The organism is Acinetobacter sp. YH12040 (genome assembly GCF_013420005.1).
Classification (GTDB): domain Bacteria; phylum Pseudomonadota; class Gammaproteobacteria; order Pseudomonadales; family Moraxellaceae; genus Acinetobacter; species Acinetobacter amyesii.
This window is the reverse complement of sequence record NZ_VOZB01000009.1, coordinates 116036-130977: the sequence shown is the minus strand read 5'-3', so window position 1 is coordinate 130977 and position 14942 is coordinate 116036. Positions and strand designations below refer to the sequence as shown.

16 protein-coding genes are annotated in these 14942 nt (G+C 40.1%); 5 read left to right on the top strand and 11 right to left on the bottom strand.

Going from position 1 to position 14942, the window contains the following annotated elements; genetic code table 11:
• Nucleotides 1-12 precede the first annotated feature (12 nt).
• The 6 genes from FTT99_RS11750 to FTT99_RS11725 form a co-directional block, all read right to left on the bottom strand.
• Nucleotides 13-549: a F0F1 ATP synthase subunit delta gene (locus FTT99_RS11750; RefSeq protein ID WP_078191476.1), complete on the bottom strand. Its 537-nt coding sequence runs from the start codon at nt 547-549 to the stop codon at nt 13-15.
• Between the two features lie 12 nt (nt 550-561).
• On the bottom strand, nt 562-1032 hold the full coding sequence (locus tag FTT99_RS11745) for a F0F1 ATP synthase subunit B (protein ID WP_078191477.1): 471 nt from the start codon (nt 1030-1032) through the stop codon (nt 562-564).
• 38 nt (nt 1033-1070) lie between these two features.
• Nucleotides 1071-1316 (bottom strand): F0F1 ATP synthase subunit C, encoded by a 246-nt coding sequence (atpE, locus tag FTT99_RS11740; RefSeq protein ID WP_000424060.1) that lies wholly within the window; start codon nt 1314-1316, stop codon nt 1071-1073.
• Between the two features lie 84 nt (nt 1317-1400).
• Nucleotides 1401-2276, bottom strand: a complete 876-nt coding sequence (gene atpB / locus FTT99_RS11735) for a F0F1 ATP synthase subunit A (RefSeq protein WP_078194024.1) — start codon at nt 2274-2276, stop codon at nt 1401-1403.
• 102 nt (nt 2277-2378) lie between these two features.
• The gene (locus tag FTT99_RS11730; RefSeq protein ID WP_078194025.1) at nt 2379-2777 is read right to left on the bottom strand and encodes an ATP synthase subunit I; all 399 of its coding nucleotides are present in this window, start codon (nt 2775-2777) and stop codon (nt 2379-2381) included.
• Between the two features lie 170 nt (nt 2778-2947).
• Nucleotides 2948-3787, bottom strand: coding sequence for a metal ABC transporter solute-binding protein, Zn/Mn family (locus tag FTT99_RS11725; RefSeq protein WP_180131969.1), 840 nt, complete (start codon nt 3785-3787; stop codon nt 2948-2950).
• A gap of 139 nt (nt 3788-3926) precedes the next feature.
• Between FTT99_RS11725 and FTT99_RS11720 the strand changes: the two genes are divergently transcribed.
• The 3 genes from FTT99_RS11720 to znuB are packed head-to-tail and all read left to right on the top strand — an operon-like array spanning nt 3927 to nt 5992.
• Nucleotides 3927-4424: a transcriptional repressor gene (locus FTT99_RS11720; protein WP_168378806.1), complete on the top strand. Its 498-nt coding sequence runs from the start codon at nt 3927-3929 to the stop codon at nt 4422-4424.
• Nucleotides 4397-5188 carry a zinc ABC transporter ATP-binding protein ZnuC gene (gene znuC, locus FTT99_RS11715; RefSeq protein ID WP_180131993.1) on the top strand — a complete coding sequence of 264 codons (792 nt, stop codon included), beginning with the start codon at nt 4397-4399 and terminating at the stop codon, nt 5186-5188. The genes FTT99_RS11720 and znuC overlap by 28 nt, the downstream gene beginning before the upstream one ends.
• 3 nt (nt 5189-5191) lie before the next feature.
• On the top strand, nt 5192-5992 hold the full coding sequence (gene znuB / locus FTT99_RS11710) for a zinc ABC transporter permease subunit ZnuB (RefSeq protein WP_180131968.1): 801 nt from the start codon (nt 5192-5194) through the stop codon (nt 5990-5992).
• Nucleotides 5993-6100: 108 nt separating this feature from the next.
• On the opposite strand, the gene FTT99_RS11705 is transcribed toward znuB, so the two are convergent.
• The gene (locus FTT99_RS11705; RefSeq protein ID WP_180131991.1) at nt 6101-6721 is read right to left on the bottom strand and encodes a LysE family transporter; all 621 of its coding nucleotides are present in this window, start codon (nt 6719-6721) and stop codon (nt 6101-6103) included.
• A 159-nt stretch (nt 6722-6880) separates the two neighbouring features.
• Between FTT99_RS11705 and FTT99_RS11700 the strand changes: the two genes are divergently transcribed.
• On the top strand, nt 6881-7801 hold the full coding sequence (locus tag FTT99_RS11700) for a Dyp-type peroxidase (protein ID WP_180131966.1): 921 nt from the start codon (nt 6881-6883) through the stop codon (nt 7799-7801).
• A 50-nt stretch (nt 7802-7851) separates the two neighbouring features.
• On the opposite strand, the gene FTT99_RS11695 is transcribed toward FTT99_RS11700, so the two are convergent.
• From FTT99_RS11695 to FTT99_RS11680, 4 genes are read right to left on the bottom strand one after another with little or no spacing between them, the layout of a single operon-like run.
• Nucleotides 7852-9507 (bottom strand): DUF2235 domain-containing protein, encoded by a 1656-nt coding sequence (locus tag FTT99_RS11695; RefSeq protein ID WP_180039766.1) that lies wholly within the window; start codon nt 9505-9507, stop codon nt 7852-7854.
• Between the two features lie 12 nt (nt 9508-9519).
• On the bottom strand, nt 9520-9936 hold the full coding sequence (locus FTT99_RS11690) for a hypothetical protein (protein WP_180039768.1): 417 nt from the start codon (nt 9934-9936) through the stop codon (nt 9520-9522).
• Between the two features lie 22 nt (nt 9937-9958).
• Nucleotides 9959-10864 carry a DUF4123 domain-containing protein gene (locus tag FTT99_RS11685; RefSeq protein ID WP_180039770.1) on the bottom strand — a complete coding sequence of 302 codons (906 nt, stop codon included), beginning with the start codon at nt 10862-10864 and terminating at the stop codon, nt 9959-9961.
• Nucleotides 10865-13480, bottom strand: coding sequence for a type VI secretion system Vgr family protein (locus FTT99_RS11680; RefSeq protein WP_180130842.1), 2616 nt, complete (start codon nt 13478-13480; stop codon nt 10865-10867).
• 230 nt (nt 13481-13710) lie between these two features.
• Here FTT99_RS11680 and FTT99_RS11675 point away from each other — a divergent pair, with 230 nt between their 5' ends.
• Nucleotides 13711-14865, top strand: coding sequence for a methionine aminotransferase (locus FTT99_RS11675; RefSeq protein ID WP_180130840.1), 1155 nt, complete (start codon nt 13711-13713; stop codon nt 14863-14865).
• Nucleotides 14866-14942 lie beyond the last annotated feature (77 nt).

Genomic DNA, 14942 nt, shown 5'->3' with positions numbered 1-14942 from the left:
GTCTTCAAGCTGTTAAGCAAGAAGACGAGTCCGCATTTTTTCAAGCTTGTTAAGCGCAGAATCATCTATCACTTGGTCGCCTGCACGAATAACTACACCCGCGATTAACGCTGGGTTAACTTCTACTGAAACATTTACGGCAGCTTCGAATTTTTTCTCTAATGCATGCGCAAGTAATTGTTCTTGTACAGAAGTCAATGGGAATGCAGATTCAATCACTACATCCACAGTATTGTTATTCTGTGATTTGAGCTGTTCGTATTCTTCTGAAATTTCAGGAAGAAGTGCCAGACGGTCATTATCAGCAAGCAATGTCAAAAAGTTTGACACTGCTGCAGTCTGGTCTTCACCTAAAACTTTTGCGAAAACACTTACCTGCTCAGCAGGAGTAAGCTCAGGGCGATTTAGATAAGCTGAAAATGCTTCGTCTTGCACCGCAGCACTGAGCAAGTTTAATGCATTTGACCAAGCGTCAGTTGCATTTTGCTCAGAAGCGTAAGCAAATGCTGCTTTAGCGTATGGGCGTGCCAACGTCAAGAGTTCAGCCATAATCCGCCTCTCTTAAAGTTTAGCAGCCAGCTGAGTCAGCATGGCATTGTGAGCTTCTGCGTCAACTTGCTGGTTCAGAATTTTTTCTGCGCCAGTAACTGCAAGAGCAGCAACTTGTTGACGTAATTCTTCGCGAGCAGCATTGATTTCAGTATCAACAGCTTCTTTAGCTTGTTGACGAATACGCTCACCTTCAGCCGCAGCTTGAGTACGCGCTTCTTCTACCAATTGCGCACCACGACGGTTCGCTTGTTCGATCAATTGAGCCGCTTGTGCTTTAGCCGCATCTAATTCAGCTTTCACTTGTGCTTGCGCATCCGCAAGGTCAGCTTTCGCTTTTTCAGCAGCGTTTAAGCCATCAGCGATTTTACGCTGACGCTCACTAATCGCATTGATTAGTGGTGGCCAAACAAATTTCATGCAGAATGCGACAAAAATCGCAAAAGCAATCGCTTGGCCAATCAATGTGAGGTTGATATTCATTGCTATTCCTCAATAGTTTAATTTAGGAATTAAGCTGATTAACCTACAAATGGATTAGCGAAGATGAAGAACAAGCCAATACCAACACCGATCATAGGCACAGCATCAAGAAGACCCGCGATTAAGAACATACGAGTTTGAAGTTGTGGAGCCAATTCTGGTTGACGAGCAACAGCTTCTAAGAAACGGCCGCCTAGAAGACCAAAACCAATCGCAGTACCTAAAGCACCAAAAGCGATCAAGATAGCAGATGCAATTGCAACTAGACCTAAAGTGAGTTCCATGATAATTCCTCAGAGGTTAGGTTTATACCAAATTAAGTTAAAAAATTGTGTGCCCAACCACCCTTTGACAGTTGAGCAATACCATTAATGCTTTTCGCTAGCCATACTCATATATACGATAGTCAACATCATGAAAATGAATGCTTGTAACGTAATAACAAGAATATGGAAGATCGCCCAAGGCACAGACAACGCCCACTGGATCCAGAACGGCAATAATGCGATCAAGATGAAGATCAACTCACCCGCATACATGTTACCGAACAGTCGTAGAGCCAATGAGATTGGACGTGCAATAAAAGTTACTAATTCAAGAATAATGTTTACTGGAATAAGTAATGCTTTTAAAACTGGGTTACTTGGGTTAAATGGGTTAAGTGCAAATTCTGCACCGAATCCGACAAGACCTTTCTCACGGATACTATAGAAAATAGTTAACGCAAATACTGACAATGCCATACCAAGGGTAATGTTAGGATCAGTAGATGGAACGATTTTGAAGTAAACGTGGTGAGGATCCATACCAAACACGTTAGCACCGATCAATTGAGCTGTATAAGGAATCCAGTCAACAGGGATCAAGTCCATCAAGTTCATGAGGAAAATCCACACGAAGATGGTCAACGCTAACGGCGCGATTAAGCGCGATTTGCCATGGAAAGTGTCACGGACACTTGAGTCAACGAACTCGATAATCATTTCGATTGCAGACTGGAACTTGGTCGGAACACCAGAGTTTGCAGCTTTCGCTACAACCCAGAACAACAAACAGAAAACAATACCAAGGCCGATAGACCAACCCATTGAATCCAAGTGAATAGCAGTGAACCCCATCTCTTGAGCTTCTTTAGCAGTCTCAGCTAACTTCCAAGTACCATCTGGCATTTTGCCATAGGTCATGTTAGTCAAGTGATGCTGAATGTACTCGGTCGAAGTAAGGGCATGTTCTTCAGCAGCCATAAATCACACCTGGTCAATGTCAAAACTAATAGAGAAAACGAATATCGCGTGCTGCCTGATATCTCGTTACTCTCCAAAAAACTTTTCAATTTTTTGTTGTGCTTATACTCGTTTTTTTAAGCGTGTTGCCCAAAAAGGAGCGACCCACGACATACTTTGTACGAGCATAAAACCACAAAACAATGCCACCGCTGACAACGGTTTGACATTGATCAAAATCAAAATGAATCCAACAATCACGATTGCAAACTTGCCCATTAAGCCACGATACATGTTTGACAGCACCTGTTTAGAGGCACGGGCACCAGCCGCACGAAACGACTGCCATGAAAAGTAGCTACTTGCTAGCCAGCATACCAACGCACCCAAAGCTGCACTATATGCTGTGATTGTGTCTTTAAGGACCCAACCAATCAGGGCTGAAACAGGAATCATTACTGCTTGTAAGATGACTAAAGCTTTCGCTAATCGTCGATCAATCATGCGACTAGTTCGACTCATTTTTGTTCACTCACAGCAATTCTGCTTGACAAGTTTAACTGATGATTATTTTTAATCGCAGGCATTATAGAGTTACACCCCTTAACTTGCAATCTTTTCCCGACCTTAGTCGTGTTTTTTTAAATTGGTAAACTGCTTTCAAACTAATCAATAGTTGTTTGTTTTTTACATTACTTTCGCGCATTTAGTGTGCATTTCAGGGTTTTATCAGCCAACATCTTCCATGCTGTTACAAAATCCCCTGCCCCACTCATGGTTTCGTCCACCGACTGAAAGACGATGCCACCGAGCTTTTGATACTGATTTTGGCTGGCATGTGCTTCTGCAAGTAAGCATACTTTTGGCTGTGCACGATGGTCTTTCAGGTATTTGATTTGTGCCAATGTCGGTGCGACATGTGGATCATCTGTTAACGCACCGGTAAATTTCAAATTCAGTGAGCGCTCAAGATATTGATAGGCATCGTGGTAAGACCAGTAAGGCTGAGCACGGCTCGACACATCAGTTTTTTGTGCTGTGACCAAGAGTTTCTGCGCAAATGCACGCGCATTGGCCCAATATTTTTCACGATGTTCTGGAAACTGTTGTGAACGTAAAGCAGCAATAAAAAAGCCGATTCGAACCGCATTGTTAGGTTCAAGCCAGACATGCGTATCGATTGTGCCTTTTAATGCATTGCCACGGACATCCCGTAATGGCAAAGCACTGATAATGCCTGAGTCTAAAATAGCGATACTTTTGCCACTTTCACCTAACATTTTTGCTAAAGGTGCTTCGTGTGCATGGCCTAACCATAAAACGAGATTGGCATCTTGCACGGTTTTACGGTGCGCAGGCATCAAACTCACATCATGTCCAGATTGATGGTCAAGCAATAGTTTTGGCTGCTCTACACCCTTAAGTACATCCTTCGCGATTAGATAAATCGGTTGTGTAGAAACAACGAGGCCTTGCGCCCAGCTCATCACACTAAATAAAGCCAAACTACAAAAAAGAATTACACGGGACATGGGGAGAGAGCACCATAAAATGAATAGTGTTATAATATAACAAAATCGTAAAAAAACCTACGTCTGTTCGTAAGTCCTTACGCTTCATGTTAAGATTTAAAGTCTTTTTCTTTATACAGTTTCGTACTCGAGGTTGGCTATGAGCGCATGTTCACACGAACATCATAATGCTTTGCATGGTGTACACGATCATCATAATGTCGAACAGCGCCTTGCTGAAGCTGAGAGTCTCTGTAGTGCGACGGGTGCTCGACTTACGCCCTTGCGTAAAGAAGTATTGGAACTGATCTTAAATGCAACAGGACCAATGGGCGCTTATGACCTTTTGGCTAAAATCAAAAGCGAGTCTGACCGACCTGCAGCGCCACCGACTGTGTACCGTACGTTGGATTTTCTGCTTGAAAAAGGTTTGATTCACCGCCTAACGTCGATTAATGCTTATATCCCATGTTGTCATCCGCGCGAAGGACATCAAGCTGCATTTCTGATTTGCACCGATTGTAAATTAGTCAAAGAAGCATCTGCTCAAGGCTTGATGGCGCAACTCGATGAATTGTCTGCATCCGATGGCTTTACTGCACATCACAGTATTATTGAAATTTCAGGGATCTGTCAGCAGTGCCGCAGCAAACACTAAATGTGAAGCCCATTGTGGCTTTAGAGCATGTTCATGTCCGAATCGATGAACGTGACATTTTAAAAAATGTAGATTTCGCCTTACACGAAAAAGAAATTGTCACCTTAATCGGTCCCAATGGTGCAGGCAAATCCACGCTCATCAAAGTGTTGTTGGGTATTGTAAAACCTGTATCTGGCAAAGTGATCAGCACACAAAAATTAAAATTTTCATATGTGCCACAAAAATTTAATCCATCACACAGCTTACCGCTACGTGTGTGTGATTTATTGGCCCTAGAAAAATGTGATGCCAATATCAAGCAAGAAATTATTCGTGATACAGGCATTGCCAAGTTACAACAATCTAAAGTTCAGCAATTGTCGGGCGGCGAACGTCAACGCGTTCTGATTGCACGGGCTTTATTGCGTCAACCGAATGTATTGGTTCTGGATGAACCTATGCAAGGTCTGGATATCCAGTCTGAAGCGGAACTGTATGACTACGTGCGTAGCTTGCCAGAAAAATATGGTTGTGCAGTTTTGATGGTTTCTCATGATTTACAATGGGTCATGCAAGGCACGCACCGTGTGGTTTGCCTGAACAAACATATTTGTTGCAGTGGCTTGCCTGAAAATGTACAGCAACATCCTGAATATCAAGCGATCTTTGGGACAAACCGTGTGTTCTATCAACACCATCACGATCACTGTGCACATGGCGATAGTGCAACGCCTTGCCAGCATGACTCTCGTCCTCATATTCACCCTGAACCGGAAGCATAATCCATGATGGAATGGCTACAACTCCTTTTGCCAGCATGGATCATGGGCACTTTGCTGGTGTTCCTGACTGCGCCGCTTGGCTGTTTAATGTTATGGCGTCGCATGTCATTTTTTGCGGACACCATGGCACATGGCACTTTACTCGGTGTCGCCATTGCCGGTGCGATTAGTCTACCGCTTTGGACAGGCGTTACATTGATTGCACTCTTATTGGTTGCAATCTTATGGGTGTTACACGATCCACGCTTGCCCAATGACGCCTTGCTCGCGCTATGTTCAGCAACACTCCTGTGCTCTGGCTTACTCTTCATACAACATTTGCCTAGCTTAAGACCTGAATTACTCAGCTATTTATTTGGTGATTTACTCACCATTTCTTGGTCAGATTTGCCTGTCTTTGCAATGGTGATCATTGTGGCACTGACCGTGCTGTATAAAAGTTGGCAATCTCAAATTCAGATTGCCATTGACCCCGACATTGCGGTCAGTGAAGGTGTCAGCGCTAAATGGCAACGTCTGATTTTTATGTTATTACTGGCATTATTTACCGTATTGGCTTTACGTGCTGTCGGCTCATTGCTGATGGGTGCATTGTTAGTGATTCCTGCATTAACCGCTCGTTTATTGGCAAATTCCCCGAAACAAATGGTGCTGTGGTCTTTCATCATTGCCCAAGTCGGTGTGACCGTGGGGTTATGGTCAAGTGCTGGTTTAAACACCTCTACAGGACTGACTATTGTATTAACCATGGCGCTGCTCTTTGCCCTAATTTTTATTATGCAAAAATTTAAGAAAGTCGCTTGAGTAGCACCGTTCATTGTTCAATTCGCGACATATCAAAATGAAAAAGCCATGCAACTGCATGGCTTTTTTTGCACGTCAAATACGATGCTCAGAATCATCTAACTGGATTTATTGATGCACCAAACTCAATAAGCTCGCCGCACAAGCAAATAGAACTGCAAAGGTACGATTCAAATATTTTTGTTGTTTGGGTGATTTTAATAACCGCAACACTTTTGCAGCGAGACCAGTATACCCCGCCATGACAATCAGATCGATGCTAATCATCGTTGCAGCCATAATGACATATTGAATCCATTGGGGTTTAGATAAATCTAAAAACTGCGGCAAAACTGCCAACAAAAATACAATCGCTTTAGGGTTGCTCATATTAACCAAAAAGCCATGTAAAATTAATTTTGAACGTGATTTATTGGGCAAATCTTGTTGGATTTCAATTGACTGAGTTGGCGCTGTCCACTGTAAATAAGCCAAATACAATAAATAGACCACTCCAAACCATTTCACGATCAGAAAAGCCCATGGTGTCGTCGCAAATAAGACCCCTGCCCCAGCTGCAACAATGGCGATCTGAACCAAAAGTGCCAATTGCAGGCCGACTGCATTCCAATACCCATGCTTAAACCCATAATTCAAACCACTCGACATAGACGCAATTGCACCTGCACCTGGGGAAACACTAATTACCCAACATGCCAACATATATGCAATCCAGATTTGATAGGACATCATTAGCTCAAGTTTGAAATGGGTCTGTATTATATGACATTTACTCTATTTTCATGACAATAATGCACGCTAAAAGGCCAAATGAAGGCTACACTCTCAGCGCTGCTTAAGGCACAATATACACAGCCACTCAGAAATTATAATTTTTAGGAGCCATGAATGTCTGCTCAATCTGTAATTTTGCCATTACCCTCAGATCATGCTCGTTTTATTGTTTTACGTTTAAAAGATTTAACGATTAGCGAATTAAAAGAACAACTTGAAGACTTATTGAATACTCGTGATCGTCTGATTACCCAACATCCTAATGCACAGATTAAAACAGCTGTGGCTTTTGGACCTGAACTTTGGGCACAACTTTACAGTCAAGCTCCGGCAGGCTTTAAACAACTTGATCCAATTCAAGGTTCATTTAACATGCCTGTAGCCCCAGCAGATGTACTGATTCACATTGCAGCACAGCGTACAGATATTTGCTTTGCTTTAAGCCAAGCTTTCTTTGATGGCATTCAAGATAAAGTTGAGGTTTTAGATGAGCGTGTTTGCTTCCGTAATTTCGATGGCCGTGACTTAACTGGCTTTATTGATGGTACTGAAAACCCTCAATTTCCAGATGACCGTGCTGAAACAGCATTATTAGCAGAAGATGCGGGTATTTTTGCAGATGGTTCTTTTGTGTTTGCGCAGCGATATGCACACAACTTAGATAAATGGAAAAAGCTCAAAGTTGATGCACAAGAGCATGTGATTGGGCGTACCAAACTTGAATCGATTGAGTTGAACGAAGACGAACAACCTGAAAACTCACATATATCACGTACCGTTGTTGAAGATGGTGAGGGTGAAGAACTCGCAATTTTGCGTCATTCATTGCCTTATGGCGATGGCCGCGGTGACCAAGGTTTGTTCTTTATTGCTTATACCAAAGATCTCAGCATTATCGACAGTATGTTGGTTCGTATGTTTGGCACCAGTGGTGACGGCATTCATGACCGCTTACTTCACTTTGTTACGCCAATGGACGGAGCGTATTACTTTGCACCAAGTGAAGAGCTGTTGGAAGAAGTTTTAGAAGGGTAAAGTAGAAAAAGCCGACGAGTGTCGGCTTCATTTATTATATGTTTATACATTCATGACGCTATTTCATAATTACTAGCAACAGCAGATTCATATGAATCAATAAATTCCTCTTGAGGAATATCATCAGCATTAATTTCACAAACGGCTTTTTCTTCACTAAGCTTTTTATCTATTTCTTTACCTTGATCACTTCTACGTGATTCATATACAGTTCTTTGTCTAAAATAACTAAATGGTTCAGCATTGAATAAAAAACCATATTTAGAATCATGCACAAAGTCAGAATAAAATTTTGTTACATCTTCATGAGCAGGTTCATTCCAACTCTCTAAAATCCAGTTTTCCATATTAATTAGATATTCATAACTTTCAGATACGGGTGAGGTCACCTTAAATATTCCAGCACCATTTCTTAATGCCTGCAACCGGTCCATTTCTGTAGCCATGTCTCGAGGACTCCAAAACATCAAAGTATCTTTTACTTTATTACCTATGCCTTTTCTCGCATTTTCACTAACTGAATCCACATTATTTCTAGATAAGGTGCCATAAGCACTGTAATAAACTTTCATAAATGAAATAATCTGCTCTTCAATACTTCCAGCATTAGATATTTTATCTTTTACTGCATTATATAATCTTTGCGTTTCTTCTTTAATTTCAAATTGCTGTTCAAAAAGTTGGCTATGATCTTTCTCTAACTCCTCATAACTCAGCATTCTTACACCAGCATTTGTTGCCTCTTGAAGCATGTCTTTTAACGGAATTCTAGCAAAGTTATCATTTACATTTTGGCTACCTGGCGTATAGCCACCACCCACATCAGAATGCATACCTGGGTATACCAACTCTTTCCAATTAGAGTTAGATATTTCACCATTTTTTTTATGTATTAAATCAACAGGAAATGCAAAACGCAATTCATTACCAGCCACATGATGAACACACATTTTTACGCGCTCATCAATTACCATATCACGGCCTTTAAATGTAATATTATTGTTTAAATTTGCTGCAGGCAAACCAAAAGATGCAACAGTATCGAATATACCCATAAATTTAAACTCAATGGGATATTTACCTGTTCCATAGGTTAAACCATCACAACTGGATTCGCACTGCCACATAAACTGATTTGTAAATGCCCTTGCTAAAGCAGCTCCTCGAGAAAATCCAAAGGTGGAAATATTAATTTTTTTTATTAAACGATGCTCATCCAAACTTTTAGCTATTTCAGCAAAACTATAATCTTTTTTCTCATTAACATATTTACTAACATCAATCTCAGCTTTCTGTGCATTAAAAATCATGACTTGCTTAAGTGCATCGTTTAACTGCTCTTCGCTATAATCTAAACGCCTAGCCCCACCTAACCCTAAACCTGCACCTAAACCCAAATGATCTTGAAGTACCGAAATAGCACGTTGAAAAAAATTTAAGTCGGCGTTAAAACGAGTACCAACACCAGAAGCATAAATCGCATAATTCGAGCAATCTCCCTTTTGACTATCAATGAATGTACGAGCATTTCGCCATAGTCGTGCTGGATTAGACCATTTCTTTTTATCACTGTCCTTGTCCTTGTTATTTCCAGTCCCGTCGAAAAAAACTGAAATATGTACTACATCGCTACAATCTTGTTTAGCAGTAGGTTCATTATTTGGAACATCACTATTTGTTTCAATTACACGATTTATTTCAGACATTTTAAATCTCGCTTAATTATTATTTTTTAGTTTATTTAACCATTTCAAGCCTTTTTCTGTCGGTACTGGTAAATTATTAGATGTAATTATTTCAACAGTATCATCTGGGTAAATATGAGCAGCAAGATATTTTTTATTCCTTAATTCAGCTTTATTAAGAAAAATTTCATTTTTAGAAAAGTGGATATTTTCACTATTAGTCTCACCCCATACTATTTCTTGTTTACCAACATGAATTTTATTTGTAGAAATTGCCTTACCAAACCCTCCTCCTATTTCCTCTCCATTTACTTTCAACATATAATCGGAATAATGAGGACTATAATTAAATGAAGTAGTAGCCATCATATAAGAAGTCTTTACTCCAGCACACCCTATAGTGCTTAAAGCCAAACTAACAGGTAAAATTATTATTTTAAAAATATTCACTATTCTCTCCTAAATATTTATACTAACTAGCCTTAATAACTAACAATTTCATTGCTTCATCCATATCTATTTTTTTATCTTTTAATAGATTTAGAACCTCATTAACTTTTAAATTATTTAAGTAATCATTTCCATAAATTATTTTCATACAAATAAAGTTTAAAATATCTCTTGTACCACTTAATCCATACAATCTAGCCTCAGGAATTGAACAAGTAACAAAATCATATAATTCAATTTCAGGGATATCTTTTATTAAGAAAGAGTTATTTAATTTCAGATAATAGATTATATTATCAGGAAAGGTTGCTTCAACCATTAATTCTTCCTGATCAGAGGTAAAAACTAATGGGGGGGTTTTGTTTTCTTTAAAATCGTTATAAACATTATTTAAACCAAATAAAACCTGTAACTTGCCTAATCTATCCCAGTACCACCAACTTTGAATAGGTTCCAATAAAACTGAAGCTTGCTCACAATCAAATACTGGTCCATTAACATATAAAGTTTTATCTTTCTCATTACCAATTAATGTTGCCAGTATTAATGGATCCCAAAAAGCTAGTATCATTTCAAGCCCACCTTCAAATTTAACCTCCAGGAAACTACGTAAATGATCATATAACTCCTCAAAAGAAAGTTTACTAATTATAATTGTCATTTTAGGAGTACCTGAAATATTTTTTGAAATCCAACTCCACTCTATACTTTCAAAGTCTTTTGGTAATGTAATTAAATGAGGAGAGATTTCTCGCGCTTTATCACCACTTGCTTCCTTTAATAAACATTTCATTCTTAAATTATTTAATTTAGTTAAAAACTTCTTGTCTTGTGCTGCATCTGCAAGTGCATATATATTTAACCCTATATCTTCTAAAGGATATTTTTCAAATGTCTTAAATAAAATATTAATTTGATTATCTATCATTTACAACCCGTCCCCTTTATTTACAAATGCACCTCTTTGAGAGGATCTACGAGCAAGACATTCCCAACAAATATTATTTGGAAAAATTGGCAATTTAGGAGTTACAGATACACCCGTTGTGAAAATATGTTGACTTGCTTTTGATGTAAATGTTTGAGGAGTAATAATAGTGACTCCATTACCATCAATTTTAATAGCACTGTTTTTTGCCTTCAAAACTATTTCATTTGGGCTGTTTATTTCCACTTTCCCTTCAGAAGATGTAATGGTTAAGTCCAACCTTGAGGATAAATCCATCGTATTATCTTGGACTTGTACATCCATCTTTCCTTTGGCTGTATAAACTTTTAAATCATCTTCACCAACAAAAAAACTAGCTTTCTTTTTAGCATTTAAAATAAGATTTTCACTACTACTTAAGTTTATTGATTTTCCGCTACCGATTGTTAAACTATCTAATGCATTTAGATGAATATTTTTCCCTGCAAGCATTCCTATACTTTCAGGTGAAGCTATCAACATAAAAGCTTCTTTCATTGCATTTAATTCAAGCCATTGCTCTTCAATTTTTTTTATATAAATTTCAATATTTTGAAGCATATCAGCAGGCTCAGCCTTTTGCTTTTCAGCATACTCAGAAAGTATTTGCATCTCTGATAAACTTTCAGAAAGTTGATCAATTGCATCTTTAATTTCTAATTGATTTTTTTCAGCTTTGGGTTGTTCATATGTAGATATATATAGCCCTTTACTGCGTATTGCACCAGCTAAATCACTCCTTAATTCAAACCCAGCGCCTCTACCTTCACTTGTATCGTTTTCTTTTGAGTGACTAAGGTTTCCTAAATTTAACTGGCTATTTCCATGACTACTCTGTAATTGGGTACTGATCTGCCCCGTCGTGTCATCAAAGCGTAGTTGGTTAAAGCCTGCTCCCGCAACTTCCTGCGAACGGATACCACTGAGCTTTTTGGTTTCAGGAAGCTGACCTTTGAGATCAAACATGGTCTGAGAGCGCTCAGCCTCATGTATTCGTCCTACTACAAAGGGTCGATCCACATCGCCCTCAAAAAAGTCGATGACCACGATCTCGCCAATACGAGGATGAAAACGTGCGCCATAACCTTCACCTGCCCATGGGGTCAGTACATCAACCCAAGCCGAGTCACTGTCATTATCATTACTCCCTGCTCCGCCATCATGACTGTGGTCATCGCTACGGGTAAACGTAAAACGAACTTTGATACGCCCCCAAGCATCGACATAAATACTTTCACCTTCTGGACCGACCACTTTAGCCCGCTGTGGAAACGCAGGTGGCCGGTGTAATAAAGGATCATATTCAGGCACCACGGAAATTTGCCGACGGACCACATACAACTCATTGGCCTGCCGTTCATCCCCTAAAGATAGCCAACGGCTCGCCGCAAGTAACTTTTCTAATTGAACCAAAATATCTTTGGGTAAATTATTTTGGTTATAAAATGCTTTGCCCAATATGAGAAATTCACGATCTGTCGTTTGATGTTGATCGATTTCAGGATGATTTTCTAATTCAAACCAATACCCAACTTGTGCATCCCTTACGCTACTGCTGGCGGTAAAATATTTGGCTTGTAATTCCTGATATTGATTGAGTTGCCGATTCAACTGATCCAATTGCTGTGTATTTGAAGTGGTCGCCTGATCTGCACCTTTAAGGTCAGTTGTCCAAGCCGAACTTACGGTCCACGCCTGCTCTAAACTTAAGGTTTCATTATGCTGTTGCTCACTCTGTGCATGGGCACTTAAGAGCGGATTACTTTGGTCTTGTGCCAATTGTTGAGCTTGCCAACGCTGCGTTTGAATCGTGGTCGATTGTAAAAAGCGTTCTGCCACAAAACTGGTAATCGTGTCCAAACGTTCCGTGGCATGACTCCGATGAAAGCGAATTTTTTTCCGCTCTAAAGCACTATAAGCCTGATTCGTATCAATTAAACGCAGCCTCTGTGCTTGCATCGGTGCAGCCGAAAATGCGACAAATAACTCCGCTTCATCAATTAACCAATTGATCCCTTCACTGCGCCAAAGGCGGGTTAAAAATGCATAATCACTTTCATTCGCCTGCATGGTGAATGGACGCACATCATAAGTACGTGCCACCCCCTCTAAGTTCAGACTTAAACTGGCAGCAAACAGCGCACTTTTTTTCTGCCATTCACTAAAAATAATCTCGGTTATCTCCCGTACCGATTTATTCATAAAGACACGGCTGTTACGACGCTTATGCCAGAGCGCTGTGGCATCCTCAATCACCAGTTTATAAACGGTCAGTGCACCATCACTTTGACCTTGGCTAGCCCCCGTAATTACACCAGTCAGGCGACTGAGTTGTCCCAAATCTGTCACTTGATCGACAGCCACTCGGCCACCGATAAACTGCTTTAAAGCCAGATGAGCATTGGTCGAGAGACAAATAATTTCCGCACGAAAGCCTTGATTGATACGGTGTTGACCCTCAATCCGTTGAATAAAAACTTCTGTGTTTAATGATTCATTTGAAAAATGAATATGTAGCGCACGTTTCTGTACGCTAAAGCCAAAGTTTTCCACCATGGCGTGAATATTTTTAAGCATTGTTATAAGGAAAATATTTTTTATAAACTTCGTATTTTAGAAAATGATTATTTTTTCGTCCACCTTGTTTTGTAAGTAAATTGTTGAATTCTTCTTTTTGGCTTTCACATCACTTTAGGATTCAAGTGAATAGGAACATCAATACTGGATCATTTTTGCTGAGCTAACTTTTCGCAGCCGCTGAGATGCTGCTACACTCAAAATGCAATCTATAAAAAATTTTAAGCTCCATGATTACAATTGAATCCAAACTGCCTGCCCAAGGTGTGACTATTTTTAGCGTTATGAGTGCAATGGCGCAGCGTCTAAATGCACTGAACTTATCTCAAGGTTTTCCTGATTTTCCTGCACCTCCAGCACTGTTAAATGCGCTAAGTGATGCGACGCAACAGGGTTTTAACCAATATGCACCCGGCGATGGACTGATGCATTTACGTGAGCAATTGGTCCAACTGTTTGCCCATCGAGACCAATTAAATATTGACCCTCACACCGAAGTGACCATTACCCCGGGTGCAACCATTGGTATTTTTAGTGCCATTCAAGCCGTGGTTCATGCGGGTGACGAAGTGATTATTTTTGATCCGAGCTATGACAGTTATGCGCCCAGTGTAAAATTGGTTGGGGCTCATCCCATTCACATTGCCTTAGAGACGCCCCATTTTACTGTGGATTGGAATCGTGTTGCCGCTGCGATTAACCATAAAACCCGGATGATTATTGTCAATACACCGCATAATCCAACAGGTGCTATTTGGGATCGTGAGGACTGGCTCAACTTGATCGAACTGATTCGAGATAAAAATATTATTGTGCTGTCGGATGAGGTCTATGAGCATTTAATTTTTGATGGTCGTCAGCATCTATCTGCTTTGTCATTTCCTGAGCTGCGTGAACGTAGTTTTGTCGTGGGTTCATTTGGTAAAACTTTTCATGTCACAGGGTGGAAAACTGGTTATTGCATTGCAGCGCCAGCCTTGATGCAAGTGTTTCGCCAAATCTATCAATTTGCAAATTTCTGCGGTGTTACGCCCGTACAAATGGCATTGGCTAACTTTATGGCAGAACATCCTGAGCACATTGCTGAATTGGCCGATTTTTACCAAGCCAAGCGTGACCGTTTCAATGCGGGCTTAAGCCACTCTAAATTTGAGTTGATTCCGTCCGCAGGTACCTATTTCCAAAACCTTGATTACAGTGCCATACGCCCAGATTTAAGCGATGTGGAAATGTGTCAGTTGTTGGCAGAGCAACATAAAATCGTGGCGATTCCTGTCTCAGTGTTCTATCAAAAACCGCCGGAAAATTTACGATTATTACGCTTCTGTTTTGCCAAACAAGATGCCACCTTAGATCAAGCTGCAAAGATTCTCTCCGCGGTTTAAAGCCGTATCTGCCCAAACGTTTTTTTAAAACAGACATGTAGAAATAATGAAGCCTTGGTTACTCAAAAACTAAGGCT

Coding starts and splice junctions, on each gene's coding strand:
- FTT99_RS11685 (WP_180039770.1), bottom strand. CDS start 10,864: ATGATAGATAATCAAATTAATATTTTATTTAAGACATTTGAAAAATAT.
- FTT99_RS11695 (WP_180039766.1), bottom strand. CDS start 9,507: ATGTCTGAAATAAATCGTGTAATTGAAACAAATAGTGATGTTCCAAAT.
- znuB (WP_180131968.1), top strand. CDS start 5,192: ATGATGGAATGGCTACAACTCCTTTTGCCAGCATGGATCATGGGCACT.
- FTT99_RS11700 (WP_180131966.1), top strand. CDS start 6,881: ATGTCTGCTCAATCTGTAATTTTGCCATTACCCTCAGATCATGCTCGT.
- FTT99_RS11680 (WP_180130842.1), bottom strand. CDS start 13,480: ATGCTTAAAAATATTCACGCCATGGTGGAAAACTTTGGCTTTAGCGTA.
- FTT99_RS11720 (WP_168378806.1), top strand. CDS start 3,927: ATGAGCGCATGTTCACACGAACATCATAATGCTTTGCATGGTGTACAC.
- FTT99_RS11750 (WP_078191476.1), bottom strand. CDS start 549: ATGGCTGAACTCTTGACGTTGGCACGCCCATACGCTAAAGCAGCATTT.
- FTT99_RS11725 (WP_180131969.1), bottom strand. CDS start 3,787: ATGTCCCGTGTAATTCTTTTTTGTAGTTTGGCTTTATTTAGTGTGATG.
- atpE (WP_000424060.1), bottom strand. CDS start 1,316: ATGGAACTCACTTTAGGTCTAGTTGCAATTGCATCTGCTATCTTGATC.
- atpB (WP_078194024.1), bottom strand. CDS start 2,276: ATGGCTGCTGAAGAACATGCCCTTACTTCGACCGAGTACATTCAGCAT.
- FTT99_RS11705 (WP_180131991.1), bottom strand. CDS start 6,721: ATGTCCTATCAAATCTGGATTGCATATATGTTGGCATGTTGGGTAATT.
- FTT99_RS11745 (WP_078191477.1), bottom strand. CDS start 1,032: ATGAATATCAACCTCACATTGATTGGCCAAGCGATTGCTTTTGCGATT.
- FTT99_RS11675 (WP_180130840.1), top strand. CDS start 13,711: ATGATTACAATTGAATCCAAACTGCCTGCCCAAGGTGTGACTATTTTT.
- FTT99_RS11730 (WP_078194025.1), bottom strand. CDS start 2,777: ATGAGTCGAACTAGTCGCATGATTGATCGACGATTAGCGAAAGCTTTA.